The organism is Streptomyces sp. NBC_01092 (assembly GCF_045039535.1).
Classification (GTDB): domain Bacteria; phylum Actinomycetota; class Actinomycetes; order Streptomycetales; family Streptomycetaceae; genus Streptomyces.
The window spans coordinates 10,102,038-10,115,634 of sequence record NZ_CP108659.1; the positions used below are offsets into that span (position 1 = coordinate 10,102,038).

Here is a 13,597-nt window from a genome sequence, read left to right on the forward strand (position 1 = left end):
GCAGGGGGCAGGGGGCAGGGGGCCGGGTGGCACAGGGCCTTCAGGAAACCCTTCAAAAACCTGGGAGGTTCAAGAACTCCGGACAGGTGGGCGGCGTCAGACGGGGACGCGCAGTGTCTCGACGGCCCGGACCAGCGGGGCCAGTTCGGGATTCTCCGCGGCCTCGTCCAGGGCCTCGCGCAGCGCCGACTCATTCGTGGGGCGGGCCTCGGCGAGGAGTTTGAGGCCGGCTTCGGTGACGTCGGTGTAGATGCCGCGGCGGTCGGTGGGGCAGAGGTAGCGCGAGAGCAGGCCGCGGTCCTCCAGCCGCGTCACGAGGCGGGTGGTGGCGCTCTGGCTGAGGACGACGGCGTCCGCGACCTGCTTCATCTGCAGGTGGCCGCCTTCGCCGTTGTGCTGGCGGCTGAGCACGTCGAGCAGGGAGTACTCGCGCACGCTGAGGTCGTGCTTGGCCTGCAGGGCGCGCTCGATGTGCGTCTCGATCCTGCCGTGCAGCAGGGAGAGGGCGCACCAGCCCTGCGCGAGGGCGGTGAGCGCGGGGTCCGTCGCGGTCATGGCGCCGGTGTCCTCCGTCCGATGTGCATGACACTCAGGATAGGGCATCTACGAAATTTCCAGCGATGGCGTGTAGAGCGCGCTTGCAAGGACTTGAAGGACTTGGCGGACTGCGTGGCCGTCGCGTCGGCGGCCATGAGTCGGAGTTCCTGAGCCGGTACCCCGTCCGCCAGGCGGGCGGCGAGACCATGCCCGAACTGTGGGTGCCCGCCGAGGAAGCCGACGAACTCAACCGGCCGACCGTCCCGCCGCTAGGGCGCCTGTCCGGCGGATCATGCCGGCGTTGCGGGGCCTGGCACGCCCTCCCCCAGAGGGGGTACCCCCCAGCCGCGTTGTCGCCACTCGCCGCCGCCCTCCTCCGCCTTGCAGGTGGACGCACCAGGCCCCGCTCAACTGCGCTGATGAGATGCCGTTCCTTGCAGCCGGCCTGATCCGCCGGACAGGCCCTAGCCTCGCGCCAGGTGCCGCATCGCCAGTGCCAGGCCCAGCCTGAACCTTCCCTGTGGCGTGCGCAGCGGCCAGCCCAGGAGGTGCTCGGCCTGCGCCAGCCGCTCCTGGAGGGTGGAGTGGTGCAGGTTGATCTCGGCAGCCGCCGCCCGCAGGCTCACCGTCGAGGAGACCGCGTGCAGCGTGCCGAGCAGCCAGGGAGCGGCCGCCGCGGCCGTCTCCAGGGCCTGTACGTCCGGCGGCTGCTCGGCGCCGGGTACGACGATGTCGGCGAGGAGCGCGATGCCGCCCAGCTCGTCGGCGTGGACGACGCCCGGACCGGGGTCCTGCGCGGTGCCCTCGGCCGTGAAGCGCAGCGCGACGCGGGCCTCGGACCAGGAGCGCGGCAGGTCGAGCACCGGCACGGCGGGCCCCACGCCGACGCGGCCGGCGGGCGGCGCGACGTCCGGGTGTGCCGGAACGACCAGGGGCCGGCCGTCCAGCGGGGCCAGAACGCGGGCCGGCACAGCGGGATCGAGGCCGAGACGCCGGGCCGCGTGCAACCGTGCGGCCTCCGGGGCGGCACCGTCGAGGAGCGTCTCGACCAGCGCCGGGTCATCGGCGGGCGCCCGCCCTCGCGTCCGGTCGAGAACCAGCCGTATGACACCCGCGGCCCGCTCCAGGATCACCGCGTCCACGACACTCGGCTCCGCCTGCTCGGCCCGCTCCAGCCACAGCGCCGTCGCGCCGCCCGGCGTCAGCGCGGCGGACGGCCAGGCGGGGTCGGGCGGCAGATCGCTCTCCCTGCGCGCCCCGTCGGCCTCGACCCGGACATGCACACGCCGCTGCGCGTCAACGAGCCGTGCCGGCACCCCGGCGAGGACGGCGGCCCCGCGCACGAGCGTCTCCAGACCGGCCCGGGACTCGGCGAGCCGATCGAAGTAGGCGATGACCCGGACGGCGGCCCCGGCATCCGGATCGAGCGCGGTCAGACGCCCGGCCAGCTCTTTCATAGGCCCCATGGTGCGGTATGCGGTGGGGAAGTGGGGAGGCCGTGCCACGGCTCCATCGGCATTCAAGGCACCGGTCCCGGCGGCCGACCTCAAGGGATGCGGGATACCGCACGGCGGAGGTGCCTCGCGATGAGTTCCGGTCGGATCACGAGTCTGTACGCGTGACCGGCGTAGAACGCCGTACGACGCCGCCCGGCACGAGACATCTCGGAGGACACCATGACGACCACGCCCAACGACCCGACCACCGCGCGGCCCGGCCGCCCGCCCGTGGTCGACCTGGCCACCTGGCAGGCCGCCCGTGACGAGCTCCTGGTCCGCGAAAAGGCCTACACCCGCGAGGGCGACGCCCTCGCCGCGGCCCGGCGCCGGCTGCCGATGGTGGAGTTCGACGGGACGGTCGAGGTCGTCGGACCTGAAGGCCCGGTCCCGTTCCTGGACCTGTTCCAGGGCCGCGACGAGCTCGTGGTCTACAAGCACATGTGGTACGACGGCGCGCCGCACCAGGGCCAGTGCGAGGGCTGCACCACCACGGCCTGGCATGTGAAGGACGCGGTCTACCTCAACGCCCGCGGTGTCTCGTACGCCGTCCTGACCACGGGCCCTTGGGACGAGGTGGCCGCCTACGTCGAGTTCATGGGCTACACCGAGCCCTGGTACTCGGTGCGCGATGTCGACGCGCCGGTCGGCGGCGAGATGGGCTACCTCACCTGCTTCCTGCGCGACGGCGACCGCGTGTTCCTCACCTACTCCACGACCGGCCGCGGCAACGAGCGGGTCAACGGCTCCCTCGGCCTCCTGGACATGACGCCCTACGGCCGCGGTGAGACATGGGAGGACAACCCCGAGGGCTGGCCCAAGGGGGACAGCCCCTGCTGGTCCTGGCGCTCGGACGCGGCCGGAAACCCCACCTGGGGCCCGACCAGCCGCCCCATCCCCCAGTGGACCCGCCCCGAAGCGACCCCCGTACAAACCCTCGGCCGCCAATCCCACCACCACTGACGCACTTTCCCCGACGGCACCGGCCCAAAAAGCACCACTCCCGGCACCCGACCTCCCGCACGCGGATCGGCCCCAGCTCGGCACGCCGGCCCCGCCCTCCGACCTCCAGGGGCGCGGGGAACTGCGCGACCAGCCACACACAACCCCGCACCCGCACACCCACAGAACCCGGCAGACGAATAGGCGCCCCGCCCCCGCCCCCGCGCCCACCCCACCGTCACCGGCTCAACAGCCGCCTCAACCAAGCCAGATGCGCCGCCCGGCACGCCTGTGACACCACCGCCTGCGGAGCAAAGCCGTCGAAGCCGTGGAAGCCCCCGGGCCACACATGCAGTTCGGCCACGCCGCCCGCCTGCCAGATCCGCGAGGCGTAGTCGACGACCTCGTCGCGGAAGGTCTCCGCCGAGCCCACGTCCAGGAAGGCCGGCGGCAGCCCGGAGAGGTCCTCGGCGCGGGCCGGCGCCGCGTAGGCGGACACGTCGGGGCCACCCCTCCGCTCGCCGAGCAGCGCCGTCCAGCCGGTCTCGTTCGCCGTACGGTCCCAGACACCGAGGCCCGCCATCTGATGGACGGACGGGCTGTCGTTGCGGTCGTCCAGCATCGGGCACATCAGCATCTGACCGATCAACTCCGGACCCTTACGGTCCCGGGCGAGCAGCGCCAGCGCCGCGGACAGCCCGCCACCCGCGCTGGCACCGGCGACGACGACCCGCCGCGGATCACCACCGAACTCCGCCGCGTGCCCCGCCGTCCACTCCAGACCGGCGTACACGTCCTCGATCGGCGCCGGGTGCGGATGCTCGGGCGCCAGCCGGTACTCCACCGACACCACAACCGCGTCCAACTCCTTCGCCCAGGCCAGCGGAGCGTCGACGCCGACACGGTTGGTGCCGATGATCATTCCGCCGCCGTGGACGTGGTAGATCACGGGCCGCGGGCCCGCGTCGGCCGGAGCGGCGGGCCGGCAGATCAGCAGCGAAATCTCCGGCGCACCCTCGGGGCCCGGCACCGCGCGGTCCTCGACCTCGAAGTACCCGTCCAGGGTCAGGTCCAGGTCGGCCAGCATCTGTATCCCCGCACCCTGACGGACCTCGGCTATGTCGTCCATCGTGAGGCCGGGTGAGATCACGTCCTTGATGAGCTCCAGCGCGGCGGCGAGCTCGGGATCGAACGGGGGCGGGACCTGGGTCATGGCAACTCCTCACACAGGGGGCACACATGTGCCTCGCGGCTCTGCGGTCAGCATCCGCGCACCGGCCCCGGACACGGGGCCGCCGGACGGCGGAAGCTGCCCGCCGTCCGGCGGGTGGCACACCCGTGACCTGGACCTTGCCAGGAGATGACCCGCTGTTCACCGGCTCTGGGTGGAAGCAGTCGCCGGGCGGCAACAACGCTGTCAAGGCCCCACCTGCACCAGGAGTAGCACCTGTGAACGTTTCCCCCACCCTCTGGCTGCTGACCGTCGTCGCCCTGTGCGCGCTGGTCGCCGTGGACTTCTTCATCGGTCGCAAACCCCACGACGTTTCCATCCGGGAAGCCGGCACATGGACGATCGTGTGGATCGTACTGGCCTGTCTGTTCGGCCTCGGGCTGTTCGCGTACGGCGGTGCCCGGCCCACCGGCGAGTTCTTCGCCGGGTACATCACCGAGAAGTCGCTCAGCGTCGACAACCTCTTCGTGTTCGTCCTGATCATGGCCAAGTTCGCGGTGCCGTCCCAGTACCAGCAGCGCGTCCTGATAGTCGGCGTGATCGTGGCGCTCGTGCTGCGCGCCGGCTTCATCGCGGCCGGCGCGGCGATCATCTCCGCGTTCTCGTGGGTGTTCTACCTCTTCGGTGCCTTCCTGATCTGGACCGCCTGGAAGCTGATCCAGGACGCCCGCAAGGAGGAGCACGAGGAGGAGTACCGGGAGAACAAGCTGCTGAGGATGGTGGAGAACCGCTTCGGCGTGGCCGACCGCTACCACGGCACCAGGCTGTGGATCGAGCAGAACGGCAAGCGGGTCATGACCCCGATGCTGGTCGTGATGCTCGCGATCGGTTCCACCGACGTCCTGTTCGCGCTCGACTCCATCCCCGCCATCTACGGGCTGACGCAGGACCCGTACATCGTGTTCACGGCCAACGCGTTCGCGCTGATGGGCCTCAGGCAGCTGTACTTCCTCATCGGCGGACTGCTGAAGAAGCTGGTCCACCTCAGCTACGGCCTGTCGATCATCCTCGGCTTCATCGGCGTGAAGCTGGTGCTGCACGCCCTGCACGAGTCCGGCGTCCACGTCCCCGAGATCGGCATCCCCTTCTCGCTCGGCTTCATCGTGCTCGTCCTGGCGGTGACGACGCTGACCAGCCTGCGTGCTTCGAGGCAGCAGCAGGAACGGGCACCTGCCGAATCCGTGTGAGCCGATGCCGATGCCGTAGATGGCGTCCGAGCGCCACCGCGGTCAGCCCCGCGACCAGCGCGCACACGCCGGTCCACCCGTAGCGGCCGTAGGCGCGGGCGCCCAGCCAGGAGCCCACGGTGCCGCCGAGGTAGGCGCACGTCATGTAGGCGGTGTTGAGCCGGCTGCGCGCGTCGGCGCCGAGGCCGTAGATCCGCACCTGGTTGGCCACCATGCCGGACTGCATCCCGACGTCGAGCAGCAGCGTGCCGACGACCAGCGCGGTCAGCCCGGGCACGCCGCCCAGGGCGCCGAAGGCAAGGACCGGTGCCGACGCGCCGACCACGAGAAAGCACACGAGGTTGACGCGGTCCGGGCCACGGCTGTCCACCAGCCGCCCCGCGACCGGCGTGCACAGCATCGTCGCCGCGTTGACCAGGGCCAGCAGCCCGGCCGCCGTCGCGTCCAGGCCGTACACCGGGCCCGTGAGCAGCAGCGCCACGCCGGTCCAAACCGCCGAGAAACCGGCGAACACCGTGGCCTGGTACAGACACGAGCGGCGCAGCTCGGGCTCGGTGCACAGCAGACGCAGGGGCGCGGCGAGCAGCGCCGGGTAGGACGCCGCGGTGGACGCAGGCAGCGCCGGCAGCATGCGGGCCAGCAGGGCGGCGACCGCGAGGGAGAGCGCGGCGGCGGCGACGTACGGCGCCCGCCAGCCCAGCCAGTCGCCGAGCGCGCCGCCGAGCGCGCGGGACACCAGCATGCCGGCGAGGGCGCCGCTCAGCAGGGTGCCGCCGACCACGCCCCGCCGCTCGGCGGGCACCAGGCTGGCCGCCAGCGGGCCGGCGAGCGGGGCGATCACCGTAGCCGTGCCGACGAGGACGCTCGCGGCGACGAGCGGCAACAGCGTCTGGGCGGTGCTCGCGGCGAGCAGGCCCAGGCCGGTCAGGGTGAGCAGGGTGACGAACAGCGGGCGGGGCCGCAGCCGGTCGCCGAGCGGGACGAGCAGGAAGATGCCGGCCGCGTAGCCGAACTGGGTCGCGGTCACCACCGTGGCGGCCGCGTCGGGGGAGACGCCGAGGCCGGAAGCCACCAACGGGCCGATCGCCTGCGGGAAGTAGACATTGCCCACGGCGACTGAGCACGCGAAGGCGAGCAGCGCGATCGCGGAGGTAGTCTGCCGGTGGTTGTGATCCGTCATGTGCCGAAGTCCACGCCGGTGACGGTCGGTTGCCAAAGGATGTAGCCCGGGGCTTAATGATCAGCTTCCTGCTCGACGTCGACGACCTCGCGGACACCCGGTTCGCGATCTCGCCGCTGCGCGAGGTCATGGGCAGCCTGCGGGCCCTGCGCGCCCCCGCTCTCTTCCCCCTGCACTCCTCGTGGCGCCGTGCCGTGCTCGACCGCCTCGAACCCGCAGACGCCCGGCTGCTGCGGGCCCTGGTCGGGCAGACCCTGGTCCTGCCCGACTTCCTCACCCCCCGCCCGACGACCTTCGCGCCCGCGCTGCAGGACCAGCTCGCCGTCGTACGGGCGACGCCACCCGAACTCGTACGCCGCGACCTGCTCGCCACCCACGCCCCGCACCCCCTCCCGGGCGCCCTGCGGCAGATCACCGCACCCGGCGACGGGCCGGTGGCAGAGCTGCTGGAGGAGTTGTCCGAACTGCTGCTGCGTTACTGGGAGTTGGCCATACGGCCGGACTGGGCGCGGATGCGGCTCGTGCTGGAGGCCGACATCACCCACCGCGCCCGGCAGCTGGCCATGGGCGGCGCCCAGCTCCTCTTCGCCGACCTGCACCGCAACGTGCGCTGGCGCGACGGTGTCCTGCGCGTCGAGCAGATGATCGGCCGGCACGAGGTGGACGGATCCGGGCGCGGACTGCGCCTGCTGCCGTCCCTGTTCGCCCACAAACCCGCGCCCCCGGTCAGCGCCGACGAACCCCCGATGCTCGTCTATCCCGGCCGGGGCGCCGCGACCCTGTGGGAACCGCCGCCCGAGCCCGACACCTCCGCGCTCACCGCGCTGCTCGGCGCCCCCCGCACCACGGTCCTTCGGCTGCTCGCCGAGCCGCTGCCCACGGTCGAGTTGGCCCGCCGCCTCGGTGTGACGCCGAGCGCGGTCTCCCAGCACCTGAAGGTGCTGCACGCGACGGGACTGGTCACCCGGACCCGCGACGGACGGCACGTGCTCTACCGGCGCACCGGACTCGGTGACCAGTTGGCCGACCGGGCGTGACTTCGAGAGCGCTCGAAGTTCTAGCGTCGTCAGGGACGGGGCACGGTCAGGGTCAGGGCGAACGGAGGCAGGACATGCGGGTCGGCGTGCACATCAACCGGTTCGACCATCCCGGAGGGGGTCCCGCGCTCGGCGCCGAACTCGCCGCCGTGGGTGCCGCCGCCGAGGCCGCGGGCGTGAGCTGGCTGTCGGTGATGGACCACTACTTCCAGATGGAATTCAACGACCGCGCCGAGGACCCCATGCTGGAGGTCTACACGACCCTCGGCTTCCTCGCGGGTCACACCTCGACGGTCCGCCTCGGCGCCCTGGTGACCGGCGTGACCTATCGCCACCCCGGTCTGCTCGCCAAGGTCGCCACCACGCTCGACGTGCTGTCCGGCGGCCGGGCCACCCTCGGGATCGGCGCCGCCTGGTACGACCGGGAGCACGCGGGGCTCGGCGTGCCGTTCCCGCCGGTCGCCGAGCGCTTCGAGCGGCTGGAGGAGACCTTGCGGATCTGCCTCCAGATGTGGGACCCGGACACGAACGGCCCGTTCGAGGGCACGCACTACCGCCTCGCCGAGACCCTCGGCGTCCCGGCGCCGGTCAGCGCCCCGCACCCCGAGATCATGATCGGCGGAGGCGGCGAGAAGAAGACGCTGCGGCTGGTGGCCCGGTACGGCGACGCGTGCAACCTGTTCATCACCTCGCCGGAGGAGGTCAGGCACAAGCTCGACGTGCTGCGCGGCCACTGCGACACCGAGGGGCGCGACTACGGCGAGATCCGCAAGACCGTCGTCTACTCCGGCGAGGCCGCCAGGACGGGCGACGTCGACGCCTTCACCCGCGAGATCACTGGCTACACCAAACTCGGCATCGACACGGTGATCCTCGGTCCCCGTACGGGGGAGCCGGCGGCGTTCATCGAGAACTTCGCGGCTCCCGCCGTACAGCGGCTGGCCGGGCTCGACTGAGCGCCGGCGGCTATCGGCACGGTGTGCTCGACCGGGTGCCGGTGTCGGCGGGGCGGCTGCGGGAGACGATCCGCATCCCGCGGGCGTCGACGACCCGGACCTGCAACGAACCGCAGCCGCACCGCGTCCACACCGTGCTGCCCGCCCCCGTGGCGTGCCGGGAGACGACTTGGAAGGGCTCGGCGCCGTCGGGCCACCCGCAGTGCGGGCAGACGGTGCCGGTCGTGCTGGTCATGGTGACTCCTCGCTCCTCGTGTGGCTGATCGACCGTCGCGACACCATCAAGGGTGCGATGAGCCTTCGTACACGTCCAGGTTGACTTTGTGGACCTCACCTTGAAGCGTGGGCTTCATGATTGACCTGCGCCGACTGCACGTACTGAGGGCCGTTGCGCACTACGGCACGGTCACCGCGGCCGCCCGCGCCCTGCACTTCACGCCGTCCGCCGCCTCCCAGCAGATCCGGCAACTGGCCCGCGATCTGGGCGTCGACCTGCTGGAGCCGCAGGGCCGCGGGGTACGCCTCACCTCGGCGGCCGAGAGTCTGCTCGCGCACGCGGACGCCATCCAGGCCCGCTGGGAACTGGCCGAGCTCGATCTGCGGGCCGACCAGGGCGCGCCGGCGGGGCTGCTCCGCGCGAGCGGTTTCCCGGTGGCCGTGTCGGTGCTGCTCGCGCCCATGGCGTCCCGGCTGCGCGTGCGGCACCCACGGCTCAGCGTCCGGATCCGCGAAGCGGAGGCGCCGACCGGCTTCGACCTGCTCTTCGAAGGGGAGGTCGATCTGGCCGTCGTCGAGGCGACCATCTACAACCCGCCCCTCAGCGACGACCGCTTCGACCAGCAGCCGCTTCTGGACGACCCGTTCGACCTGGTCGTCCCCGAGGATCATCCGCTCGCCGGGCGGGACCGCGTCGATCTCGCGGAGGCGGCGCGCGAGGACTGGATCGCGCCGGTGCCGGAGAGTCCCTGCCGCCCGCATGTGCTGTCGGCGTGCGGCGCGGCCGGCTTCACCCCGGACATCGTCCATCACGCGAGGGACTGGAACGCCATGGCCCACCTCATCGCCCACGGGCTCGGCGTCGCTCTCATCCCGCGCCTCGCCCAGCTCACCCCCCACCTGCCGATCACCCGGGTCCGCTGCACGGGCAACCCGCACCGCAAGCTCCTGACCTGCACACGGGGCGGCGGCCACGAACGGCCTGCGGTCGCGGCCGCACTGGCGGAACTGCGCGAACTGGCACCCAAGGCGGTGGCCTGAGACGCGAGAAGGGGCCGGAGCACCAGGCTCCGGCCCCTCGGGGTGACCCGTGGTGGGGTCAGGCGGCGACCGCCTCGCCCGCGTGCCCGTGGACGCGCGCGATGACCTCGGTCAGCTGGGCGGCGACCTCGGCGTCGTCGACCGGGTGGGTCTCGGCAAAGCGGGTCACGGACCCGGGGATGGACAGCTTGACGTCCTCCAGCACCTTGCCGCCGGCGATGCCCACGGCCTTGCGGGCCTCGTCCTGCGCCCACACGCCGCCGTACTGGCCGAAGGCGGTGCCGACCACGGCGACCGGCTTGCCGCCGAAGGCGCCGGAGCCGTACGGACGCGACAGCCAGTCGATGGCGTTCTTCAGTACGGCCGGGATCGTGCCGTTGTACTCGGGGGAGAAGAACAGGAACGCGTCGGAGGCCTGCGCGGCCTCACGCAGCGTGGCGGCGGCGGCCGGCACGCTGCCCTCCACGTCGATGTCCTCGTTGTAGAAGGGGATGTCGGCCAGGCCCTCGAAGAGCACGACCTCGGCGCCCTCGGGAGCGAGCTTGACGGCCGCCTCGGCCAGCTGACGGTTGTGCGAACCGGCACGAAGGCTGCCGACGAGCGCGAGGATGCGAACAGACATGCGAACTCCAAGGATGCTGAAACATTGCCGTTACGATCCGGACCGGGGTCCGTTTACGTTTCTAGCACCCTAAGCGGACCGCGGTCCAGTTTCATTCCCGATGCTTTACGCTGTCTTCATGTCCGCCGCCCTGCCGCCGTTTGCGAAGCCTGAGGAGCCCTTCGGCACGCCCGAGTTGCTGGAGGTCGGCTCCGCCCCCGACGAGCCCTGCCTGCGCGCCGACGCGGCCCGCAACCGTGCCCGGCTGCTGGAGGCCGCCTCCGAGCTGATCGCCGAGCACGGCGCGGCCGGGGTCACCATGGAGGCGGTGGCCGCGGCGGCCGGGGTGGGCAAGGGGACGGTCTTCCGGCGCTTCGGCGACCGCACCGGCCTGCTGACGGCGCTCCTGGACCACTCCGCGAGGAAGCTCCAGGCCGACTTCCTGAGCGGGCCGGCGCCGCTGGGCCCCGGGTCGCCCCCGGTCGACCGGCTGCGCGCGTTCGGCGTGGCGGTGCTCTACCGCTCGGCCGAGCAGCTGGACCTGCAGCTGGCGGCCCAGCCGGAGCCGACCCGCCGCTTCAGCCACCCCTCGCTCAAGGCGCTGCACACCCACGTCATGGTGCTGCTGCGGCAGATCCAGCCGGACGCCGACTGCGACCTCCTCGCCCAGACCCTCATGGCGTACCTCGACCCCGCCCTGGTCCACCATCTGACCAGGCAGTGCGGTATGCCCATGGAGCGGCTGGAGGCGGGGTGGATCGACCTGGTGGCCCGGGTGACACGCACACAGGTGTGAACGTTCCGGGGTGCCCCGGAGCACGTTGACCGAGCGGCGGGGGACCGGCTGCGGACCCTAAACGGAAGTCCGCACACAGGTTCTGCAAAGATGCCGTACGTCATGGTGCAGATACCGAAAACGCCCGCGCCCGCTTCCCCCGCACAGCGCTCGGTACCCACGAGCGCCGATGTGGCCCGCCTGGCCGGCGTCTCGCGCGCGACCGTCTCCTACGTCCTCAACAACACCAGTGCCGTCCGTATCAGTGAGCCCACCCGTCGCCGCGTCCACGAGGCCGCGAAGGAACTCGGCTACGTCCCGCACGCCGCTGCCCGCAGCCTGCGCGCCGGGCACAGCCGCATGGTCCTGATGCCCGCGCCCAGCTTCCCCATCGGCTCCCTGTACGGCCGGTTCCTCAGCGAGCTCCAGCTGGCCCTCGGGCGCCTCGACTACACCGTCGTCCAGCACGGCAGCGTCGGCCTGCACAGCGACGAGGCCGCCCGCGCCTGGGCCGAACTGCGCCCCGTCGCCGTGCTGGTGTCGGGCTCCGGCCTCGGCCCGAAGGGCGTGACGGTGCTCAAGCGCTCCGGCGCCCGGGCCGTCGTCACCCTCGGCCCCGAGTCCGTCGACGGAGCGCACGCCCTGCTGATGGACTACGAAGCCGTGGGCCACTGCGCGGGCAGCCACCTGTACGAGCGCGGCAGGCGCCGGATCGGCGTCGTCGTGCCCGAGGAGGACGGCCTGGAGTCCTTCTCGGCGCCCCGCCTGGAAGGCGTACGCCGCGCCCTGCACGGCACGGACGCCACCCTCACCGAGCTGCCCCTCGCCTACGACGAGGAGTCCGCGGCCCGCCTCGCCGCCCGCTGGCGCGACCTCGGCCTCGACGCCGTGTTCGCCTACAACGACGAGTACGCGATGCTGCTGACCCGCGCCCTCAAGGACGAGGGCATCCGCGTCCCCGCCGAAACGTCCGTCATCGGAGCCGACGACCTGATGCTCGGACGGCTGCTGCGGCCTAGGCTGAGCACGGTCCATATCGAGCTGCCGTCCGGCCGGGACCTCGCGGAACTGGTCGACCGCGCGGTGCGCAGCCCGGGCGCCGCGCCCGAGACGCACAAGGTGCTGGGGGCCACGGTGGTCCACCGCGAGTCCAGCTGAGGCCTCGCGAGCCCGGCCGACGTACCGTCGAAGCCAGGGAGGCGTGGAATGCGCACGACGGTCGGCATCATCGGCGGCGGTCCCGCCGGACTGCTCCTCGCCCGGCTGCTGCACCGCGCGGGCGTCGACTGCGTGGTCCTGGAGGCCAGGACGCGGGAGTACGTCGAGCAGCGCCAGCGTGCCGGAATGCTGGAGCAGGGCACGGTCGACGCGCTGCGCGAGGCCGGCGCCGCCGAGCGGCTGGTGGCCGAGGGTCTGGTCCACCAGGGCATCGAGCTGCGCTTCGACCGGGAACGCCACCACATCGACTTCCCGGCCCTCACCGGTGGCCGTACGGTGACGATCTACGCGCAGACCGAGATCGTGAAGGACCTCGTCGCGCTGCAACTCGCCGACGGGCCACCGCTGTTGTTCGAGGCGGCGGCGCTCGCCGTCGAGAACCCGCAGAGCGCCACGCCCGTCGTACGGTTCCGGCACGAGGGCCGCGAGCGGACGCTGACCTGCGACTGGATCGCCGGCTGCGACGGCTTCCACGGCATCTCCCGCGATGTCTTCCCGGCCGGGACCGGCCGCTCGTACGCGCACGAGTACCCGTACTCCTGGCTCGGGATCCTGGCCGAAGTCCCGCCGTCCTGCGACGAGTTGATCTACGCGCGCGGTGAGCGCGGCTTCGCCCTGCACAGCATGCGCTCACCGTCCGTCTCCCGGCTCTACCTCCAGGTCTCCAACGGCACCGACGCCGACGACTGGCCCGACGACCGCATCTGGGACGAACTCGCCGCCCGCTTCGCGATCGACGGCGACTGGACCCTCGAACGCGGCCCCATCTCCGCCAAGTCGGTGACGACGATGCGCAGTTACGTCCATGAACCGATGCGCCACGGCCGCCTGCTGCTCGCCGGGGACGCCGCCCACATCGTCCCGCCGACGGGCGCCAAGGGCCTCAACCTGGCGGTGGCGGACGTCAGGGTGCTGGCCCGCGCCTTCATCGAGCTGCATCGCACAGGGAACACACAACTCCTCGACAGGTACTCGGAGTTGTGCCTGCGGCGGGTGTGGCAGGCCACCCGGTTCTCGGACGACATGACTAGGATGTTGCACGCTCAACCAAACGGGGATGCGTTCGACGACCGGATGCAGCTCGCACGTCTGCGCCGGATCACCGCATCCCGCCACGCCGCCGCCGAACTGGCCGTGAACTACTCGGGACTTCCGCTCCCGCTGTGAGTCCCGCCGGTGA

14 protein-coding genes are annotated in these 13,597 nt (G+C 72.0%); 8 read left to right on the forward strand and 6 right to left on the reverse strand.

All coding sequences use genetic code 11. From position 1 onward, the window contains the following. Positions 1-96: 96 nt before the first annotated feature. Both OG254_RS44875 and OG254_RS44880 read right to left on the reverse strand, forming a co-directional pair. A complete protein-coding gene (locus OG254_RS44875; protein WP_405593509.1) occupies positions 97-555 on the reverse strand; it encodes a MarR family winged helix-turn-helix transcriptional regulator in 459 nt (152 codons plus the stop codon). A gap of 446 nt (positions 556-1,001) precedes the next feature. Continuing rightward, positions 1,002-1,994 (reverse strand): helix-turn-helix domain-containing protein, encoded by a 993-nt coding sequence (locus tag OG254_RS44880; RefSeq protein WP_405593510.1) that lies wholly within the window; start codon positions 1,992-1,994, stop codon positions 1,002-1,004. Between the two features lie 219 nt (positions 1,995-2,213). On the opposite strand from OG254_RS44880, the gene OG254_RS44885 reads away from it, so the two are divergent. Beyond that, positions 2,214-2,996, forward strand: a complete 783-nt coding sequence (locus OG254_RS44885) for a DUF899 domain-containing protein (RefSeq protein WP_405593511.1) — start codon at positions 2,214-2,216, stop codon at positions 2,994-2,996. Between the two features lie 217 nt (positions 2,997-3,213). Here OG254_RS44885 and OG254_RS44890 read toward each other — a convergent pair whose 3' ends face one another. Then, on the reverse strand, positions 3,214-4,188 hold the full coding sequence (locus tag OG254_RS44890; protein ID WP_405593513.1) for an alpha/beta hydrolase: 975 nt from the start codon (positions 4,186-4,188) through the stop codon (positions 3,214-3,216). Positions 4,189-4,424: 236 nt separating this feature from the next. On the opposite strand from OG254_RS44890, the gene OG254_RS44895 reads away from it, so the two are divergent. After that, a complete protein-coding gene (locus OG254_RS44895; protein ID WP_405593514.1) occupies positions 4,425-5,393 on the forward strand; it encodes a TerC family protein in 969 nt (322 codons plus the stop codon). Here OG254_RS44895 and OG254_RS44900 read toward each other — a convergent pair. After that, a complete protein-coding gene (locus OG254_RS44900; RefSeq protein ID WP_405593515.1) occupies positions 5,305-6,573 on the reverse strand; it encodes an MFS transporter in 1,269 nt (422 codons plus the stop codon). The two genes, OG254_RS44895 and OG254_RS44900, sit on opposite strands and share 89 nt — an antisense overlap. A 56-nt stretch (positions 6,574-6,629) precedes the next feature. Here OG254_RS44900 and OG254_RS44905 point away from each other — a divergent pair, with 56 nt between their 5' ends. Further along, positions 6,630-7,610, forward strand: a complete 981-nt coding sequence (locus OG254_RS44905) for an ArsR/SmtB family transcription factor (RefSeq protein ID WP_405593516.1) — start codon at positions 6,630-6,632, stop codon at positions 7,608-7,610. Between the two features lie 74 nt (positions 7,611-7,684). Beyond that, positions 7,685-8,566 carry an LLM class F420-dependent oxidoreductase gene (locus OG254_RS44910; protein WP_405593517.1) on the forward strand — a complete coding sequence of 294 codons (882 nt, stop codon included), beginning with the start codon at positions 7,685-7,687 and terminating at the stop codon, positions 8,564-8,566. Between the two features lie 10 nt (positions 8,567-8,576). Here the strand turns inward: OG254_RS44910 and OG254_RS44915 are convergent, their stop codons facing one another. Further along, the gene (locus OG254_RS44915; RefSeq protein ID WP_405593518.1) at positions 8,577-8,801 is read right to left on the reverse strand and encodes a hypothetical protein; all 225 of its coding nucleotides are present in this window, start codon (positions 8,799-8,801) and stop codon (positions 8,577-8,579) included. Between the two features lie 116 nt (positions 8,802-8,917). On the opposite strand from OG254_RS44915, the gene OG254_RS44920 reads away from it, so the two are divergent. Continuing rightward, positions 8,918-9,823, forward strand: a complete 906-nt coding sequence (locus OG254_RS44920) for a LysR family transcriptional regulator (RefSeq protein WP_405593520.1) — start codon at positions 8,918-8,920, stop codon at positions 9,821-9,823. Positions 9,824-9,881: 58 nt separating this feature from the next. Here OG254_RS44920 and OG254_RS44925 read toward each other — a convergent pair whose 3' ends face one another. Further along, positions 9,882-10,445 (reverse strand): NADPH-dependent FMN reductase, encoded by a 564-nt coding sequence (locus OG254_RS44925; RefSeq protein WP_405593522.1) that lies wholly within the window; start codon positions 10,443-10,445, stop codon positions 9,882-9,884. A gap of 100 nt (positions 10,446-10,545) precedes the next feature. On the opposite strand from OG254_RS44925, the gene OG254_RS44930 reads away from it, so the two are divergent. The 3 genes from OG254_RS44930 to OG254_RS44940 all read left to right on the forward strand — a co-directional run bounded on the left by OG254_RS44930 (position 10,546) and on the right by OG254_RS44940 (position 13,584). Next, complete coding sequence (locus OG254_RS44930; RefSeq protein WP_351198535.1) at positions 10,546-11,220, forward strand: TetR/AcrR family transcriptional regulator; 675 nt, start codon at positions 10,546-10,548, stop codon at positions 11,218-11,220. Between the two features lie 102 nt (positions 11,221-11,322). After that, positions 11,323-12,357 (forward strand): LacI family DNA-binding transcriptional regulator, encoded by a 1,035-nt coding sequence (locus OG254_RS44935; protein WP_147998517.1) that lies wholly within the window; start codon positions 11,323-11,325, stop codon positions 12,355-12,357. 48 nt (positions 12,358-12,405) lie between these two features. Beyond that, positions 12,406-13,584: a 4-hydroxybenzoate 3-monooxygenase gene (locus OG254_RS44940; RefSeq protein ID WP_405593523.1), complete on the forward strand. Its 1,179-nt coding sequence runs from the start codon at positions 12,406-12,408 to the stop codon at positions 13,582-13,584. The last annotated feature ends 13 nt before the right edge of the window (positions 13,585-13,597 follow it).